Origin of the sequence: Thermoflexus sp., from assembly GCF_040289485.1 — a bacterium.
In the GTDB taxonomy this organism is placed as follows: domain Bacteria; phylum Chloroflexota; class Anaerolineae; order Thermoflexales; family Thermoflexaceae; genus Thermoflexus.
Genome location: NZ_PSLG01000048.1, coordinates 11,559 through 17,374 on the forward strand (window position 1 = coordinate 11,559; position 5,816 = coordinate 17,374).

Below are 5,816 nucleotides of genomic sequence, written 5' to 3' on the forward strand. Positions count from 1 at the left end.
GGTTCGGGTCCGCGCCGCCGTCCCGGTGCGCCGGGAGCCGGATCCCCGGGCGCCAGCCCTGGGGGCCCTGACGCCGGGGGCGGAGGGGGAGGCCCTGGGGCGGACGGAGGACAGGCTTTGGGTGCAGATCGCCTACCCGGACGCGGCGCGGGCGGGCTGGGTCCCGGCGGCTGCCCTGGAAGTCGTGCGCGGGTCCCTGGCGGAGGTCCCGGCGGTGCCGTCCCCGCGGTGGCTGCATCCACCGGTGACGCCCCCGATCCTCCACCGCGGCTTCGGGGCCGAGCCCGAGGGCTTCGCCCGGTGGGGGCTGCCCGGCCATGAGGGGGTGGACTTCCAGGCCCCGCCCGGGGAGCCGGTCCGGGCGGCCGCCGCGGGCCTGGTTTTGCGAGCGGGGGAGATCCCGGGGCATCCCTACGGGGCGCAGGTGCGGCTGCAGCATCATCGGCCCGACGGGGTTTATGTGACCGTCTATGGCCATCTGATGCCGGGCTCCATCGAGGTGATGGTGGGGACATGGGTTCAGGCCGGCCAGCGCCTGGCCCGGGCCGGATCCCAAGGGTTCATCCACTTCGCCCTGAAGAAAGAGGGGGGAGGCAACGGAGCCTATGGGGACTTTGTGGATCCGACGCCGCATCTGATGGGACCGCTGGAGGGCGGCACGGATCCGGCCGCGGAGGGGCTGTGAGGGGAAGGCTCGGACGCCACCCGGGGGAGGGGGATCGATGCCGCGGGTGCAGATCGTGCGCCATCCGGTGGTGCAACACAAATTGACGGAACTGCGGGATCAGCGGACAGGCCCGAAGCGCTTTCGGGAGCTGCTCCGGGAGATCACCCCCCTTTTGCTCTACGAGGCCACGCGGGACCTGGAGGTGGAGGAAGTGGTGGTGGCCACGCCGATGGGGGAGGCGCGAGGGCACCGGCTGCGATGGACCATCGGGCTGGTCCCCATCCTGCGGGCCGGCCTGGGCATGGCCGAGGGAGCCCTTCAGGTGTTCCCGGAGGCCCAGGTGTGGCATCTGGGGCTTTACCGGGACGAGCACACCTTACAGCCGATCGCCTATTACAACCGGCTCCCGCCCCGGCCGACGGTGGCCTGGTGTTTCATCCTGGATCCCATGCTGGCCACGGGGGGATCGGCGGTGGCGGCGGTGGACATCCTGAAGCGATGGGGGGTCCCTCGTGTCGTTTTCGTCGGCCTGATCGCCGCGCCGGAGGGACTGAAGCGTTTCGAGGCGGCCCATCCGGACATCCCCGTGGTGGTAGCGGCGGTGGACGACCGCCTGAACGATCGGGGCTTCATCGTCCCCGGCCTGGGGGATGCGGGGGATCGGCAATTCGGGACGGCGTCGGGATGAAGCCCTGGCGGCCGCCAAAAGAATGGACGGGCCCCCGTTGGAGATTGGGGTGGGGGTTCACCGAACAGAGCGTGGGCTCGGGGCACGGGTTCTCCGCGTCACGTGTAAGCCCTCGGCCGTTAGTACCGCTCAGCTTCACCCGTTACCGGGCTTCCACCTGCGGCCTATCCAACCGGTCGTCTCCCGGCGGCCTTACCCGGTCAAAGCCGGTGGGGGGCCTCATCTTGGGGTGGGCTTCCCGCTTAGATGCTTTCAGCGGTTATCCCGTCCGGACGTTGGCTACCCGGCGATGCCGCTGGCGCGACAACCGGCACACCAGAGATCCGTCCACCCCGGTCCTCTCGTACTAGGGGCAGCACCCCTCAAGCCCCCAACGCCCACAGCGGATAGAGACCGACCTGTCTCACGACGGTCTGAACCCAGCTCACGTACCGCTTTAACGGGCGAACAGCCCGACCCTTGGGACCTTGTCCAGCCCCAGGATGCGATGAGCCGACATCGAGGTGCCGAGCGAGGCCGTCGATGTGAACTCTTGGGCCTCACCAGCCTGTTATCCCCGGGGTAGCTTTTATCCGTTGATCCACGGCCCTTCCACACGGAACCGTGGGGTCACTAGGCCCGGCTTTCGCCCCTGCTCGGCTTGTCAGCCTCGCAGTCAAGCCCCCTTATGCCCTTGCACTCAACGGCGGGTTTCCATTCCGCCTGAGGGGACCTTTGGGCGCCTCCGTTACCTTTTAGGAGGCTGCCGCCCCAGCAAAACTGGCAACCAGGCACTGTCCGCCGCCCGGGTTCACGGGCCGGCGTTAGGGCCAAGATTTGGCCAGGGTGGTATTTCACCGGCGGCTCCACCCGAGCTGGCGCCCGGGCTTCTCAGCCTCCCACCTATCCTACACAGGCCAAACCCTAACCCAATACCAGGCTCCAGTAAAGCTCCACGGGGTCTTTTTGTCCCGCTGCGGGCACTGCGCGTCTTCACGCAGTTCGCAGTTTCGCCGGGACCCTCCTCGGGACAGCGCCCCGGTCGTTACGCCTTTCGTGCGGGTCGGAACTTACCCGACAAGGAATTTCGCTACCTTAGGACCGTTATAGTTACGGCCGCCGTTCACCGGGGCTTCAGTTCAGGGCTACACCGGCCGAAGCCGGGTCACCCCTCCCCTTAACCTTCCGGCACTGGGCAGGCGTCGGCCCCTATACATCCCCTTACGGGTTCGCAGAGACCTGTGGTTTAGGTAACCAGTCGCCAGGGCCTGTTCCATGCGGCCTCCTCGGGCTCGGCCCGAAGGCCTCACCCTACGCGAGGCACCCCTTCTCCCGAAGTTACGGGGCCAGTTTGCCGAGTTCCCTGAGGAGGGTTCTCCCGTCCGCCTTGGCGCGCTTACGCCAGCCTACCGGTGTCGGTTTGCGGTACGGGCACCCGGGCTTCAACGCTTAGGGGCTTTTCTCGGCAGTGTGGGCTCGACCACTTCCACCGGGTTTCCCCGGCTCGCCATCATCCCTCAGGCTCCGGCGGCGGATTTGCCTACCGCCTTCATCGCCCTAAGGACTTGGCACCGGCACAGCCAGCGGCCGGCTGGCCTACCCTCCTGCGTCCCCCCATCGCTCCACCCGGGTGGGGCCGGAATATTCACCGGCTGTCCATCGGCTACGCCTTTCGGCCTCGCCTTAGGTCCCGCCTAACCCGACGCGGATCGACCTTGCGTCGGAAACCTTAGGCCTTCGGCGGACGCGGTTCTCACGCGTCTTCCGCTACTCGTGCCGGCATTCTCACTTCCGCACGCTCCACGCGTCCTCACGGTCGCGCTTCAACGCGTGCGGAACGCTCCCCTACCGCTCCCACGCCGCATCGGCGCAGGAACCCGCTGCTTCGGCGCCGGGCTTGAGCCCCGTTACATTTTCGGCGCAGGGCCGCTCGACCAGTGAGCTGTTACGCACTCTTTAAAGGATGGCTGCTTCTAAGCCAACCTCCTGGCTGTCATAGCAGCCCCACATCCTTTCCCACTAAGCCCGGACTTGGGGGCCTTAGCAGGCGGTCTGGGTTGTTCCCCTCTCGACCATGGAGGTTATCCCCCACGGTCCGACTCCCACGCTGCACGTGGCGGCATTCGGAGTTTGACAGGGTTCGGTAGCGAAACGCCCCTAGCCCTACCAGCGCTCTACCTCCGCCACGGACCGCGTGAGGCTAGCCCTAAAGCTATTTCGGGGAGAACGAGCTATCTCCGGGTTCGATTGGCATATCACCCCTACCCACAGCTCATCCCACACCTTTGCACTGATGATGGGTTCGGGCCTCCACGGGGGGTTAGCCCCGCTTCACCCTGGCCATGGGTAGCTCACCCGGTTTCGCGTCTACTCCCCGCGACGAGACGCCCTGTTCGGACTCGCTTTCGCTCCGGCTCCGGGTGTGACCCCCTTAGCCTTCGCCACGGAGAGTAACTCGCCGGCTCATTCTCCAAAAGGCACGCCCTCAGGCATTGCCCCCGAAGGGGCCATAGCCCTCGGACCGCTTGTAGGCATGCGGTTTCAGGTTCTGTTTCACTCCCCTCACCGGGGTTCTTTTCACCTTTCCCTCACGGTACTGGTGCGCTATCGGTCGCCAAGGGTATTTAGCCTTGGAGGGTGGTCCCCCCTGCTTCCCACGACCTTCCCCGTGGGCCGTGGTACTCGGGATCCCATCCCCGGGAGGCCTTCGACCTTTCGCCTACGGGGCTATCACCCTCTATGGCGGGCCTTTCCAGACCGCTTCGGCTAGGCCAAGGCTTGCTCACTCCCTGAGGCGTCCGAGGCCGCCCCCGGATGGGTCCCGCAACCCCCACAGGGCAACGCCCTCGGGCTTTGACACCCTGTGGGTTTGGGCTCTTCCCCGTTCGCTCGCCACTACTAGGGGAATCTCGGTTGATTTCTTTTCCTGGGGGTACTAAGATGTTTCAGTTCCCCCCGTGCCCCTCCGTGGCCTATGGGTTCAGCCACGGATGCCTGGGGTTCACCCCAGGCGGGTTTCCCCATTCGGGCACCCCCGGGTCATAGCGCCCGCACACGGCTCCCCGAGGCTTTTCGCAGTGTGCCGCGCCCTTCATCGGCCCTTGGCGCCGAGGCATCCACCGCATGCCCTTACTCGCTTACACGTGACGCGGAGAACCCGTTTCCCGAGCTGCCCGCGTTCGTTTCACGTCCACGCTCTGTTCGGTTGTTAAGGTGCCCCCCTTGACGGGCCCGATCCTCGCCCGCCAGCGGATGGCCGCTGGCTCCCGCCTCCAGATCCTCGCCCGGCCCCGAGGGTCAGCCTCCATCCTGCGGGCTTTTCATTATAACGGGGCCCTCCCCCTTTGTCAAGATCGTGGTGGAGATGACGGGATTCGAACCCGTGACCTCCTCCGTGCAAAGGAGGCGCTCTCCCCACTGAGCTACATCCCCACCCAGGTGGGCCCGCCTGGACTCGAACCAGGGACCCCTCCCTTATCAGGGGAGTGCTCTGACCGCCTGAGCTACGGGCCCGCGTCCCACGGCGCTTATGATTTTATACGCGCGGTGCGCCCGCTGTCAAGACGCCCCGCGCCCACGCCCGGGCGGAACGCCCCCCATCCTTCGTCCGTCCTATAATGGAGGAACGGCATCCGGACCGGGAGGCGGAGGTTGTCCGAGGAAGCCGCGCTGGAGGCCCTGGCCGCAGCGATCATCGCCTGCCGTCGGTGCCCCCGCCTGGTCGCCTATCGGGAGGCGGTGGCCCGCGCCAAACGCCGCGCCTTCCAGGATTGGGAATACTGGGGCCGGCCGGTCCCCGGGTTCGGCGATCCCCAGGCGCGGGTGCTGGTCGTGGGGCTGGCTCCCGCCGCCCACGGCGCCAACCGCACCGGGCGGATGTTCACCGGCGACGGCTCGGGGGACTTCCTGATCGCCGCCCTCTATCGGGCCGGCTTCGCCAACCAGCCCACCTCCACCCACCGGGAGGACGGCCTGGTCCTCCGGGATGTCTATCTGACGGCGGCGGTCCGGTGCGCGCCTCCTGAGAACCGACCCACGCGGGCGGAACTGGACAACTGCCTGCCCTTTCTGATCCAGGAGATCCAGGCGCTGGCCCGCCTGCAGGTGGTGGTGGCCCTGGGACGGATCGCCACGGCGGCCTTCCTGGCGGCCCTGGCCCAGCTGGGCTACGACGGGCCCCGGCCGCCGTTCCGCCACGGCGCCGTGCATGGGCTGGGGCCGGGCTGGCCGACCCTGATCACCGCTTACCATCCCAGCCGGCAGAACACCCAGACCGGGCGGCTGACCCCCGAGATGTTCGACGCCGTCTGGAGGAAGGCGCGGGACCTCCTGCGGTAGAATCCTGGCGGGACGAACGATCCGCGCCGTCAAGGACCTGCGATGGGCGAACACTGGCCGCATCCGACTGGCGATGTCAGCGAGACCGCCGGATGGTGGGTCCCCGGGCGGGACCGCCCCCAACGGCTCCCCCCCCGGCCACCA

The 5,816-nt window shown here is 67.6% G+C and carries 3 protein-coding genes, 2 tRNA genes and 1 rRNA gene; 3 read left to right on the forward strand and 3 right to left on the reverse strand.

Translation table 11 applies throughout. The features are described from left to right. Nucleotides 1-685, forward strand: a 685-nt coding sequence (locus C4313_RS08600; RefSeq protein WP_352429456.1) for a murein hydrolase activator EnvC family protein, incomplete at its 5' end; no start/stop codon positions are given. Nucleotides 686-722: 37 nt separating this feature from the next. Beyond that, nucleotides 723-1,355 carry a uracil phosphoribosyltransferase gene (gene upp / locus C4313_RS08605; protein ID WP_352429457.1) on the forward strand — a complete coding sequence of 211 codons (633 nt, stop codon included), beginning with the start codon at nt 723-725 and terminating at the stop codon, nt 1,353-1,355. 100 nt (nt 1,356-1,455) lie between these two features. Here the strand turns inward: upp and C4313_RS08610 are convergent. From C4313_RS08610 to C4313_RS08620, 3 genes are all read right to left on the reverse strand, one after another. Then, a 23S ribosomal RNA gene (locus tag C4313_RS08610) occupies nt 1,456-4,477 on the reverse strand. 213 nt (nt 4,478-4,690) lie between these two features. Beyond that, nucleotides 4,691-4,766: transfer RNA gene (locus C4313_RS08615), tRNA-Ala, on the reverse strand. 7 nt (nt 4,767-4,773) lie between these two features. Further along, nucleotides 4,774-4,847 (reverse strand) — tRNA-Ile (locus C4313_RS08620). 138 nt (nt 4,848-4,985) lie between these two features. Between C4313_RS08620 and C4313_RS08625 the strand changes: the two genes are divergently transcribed. Then, nucleotides 4,986-5,672 carry a uracil-DNA glycosylase gene (locus tag C4313_RS08625; protein ID WP_352429458.1) on the forward strand — a complete coding sequence of 229 codons (687 nt, stop codon included), beginning with the start codon at nt 4,986-4,988 and terminating at the stop codon, nt 5,670-5,672. Nucleotides 5,673-5,816 lie beyond the last annotated feature (144 nt).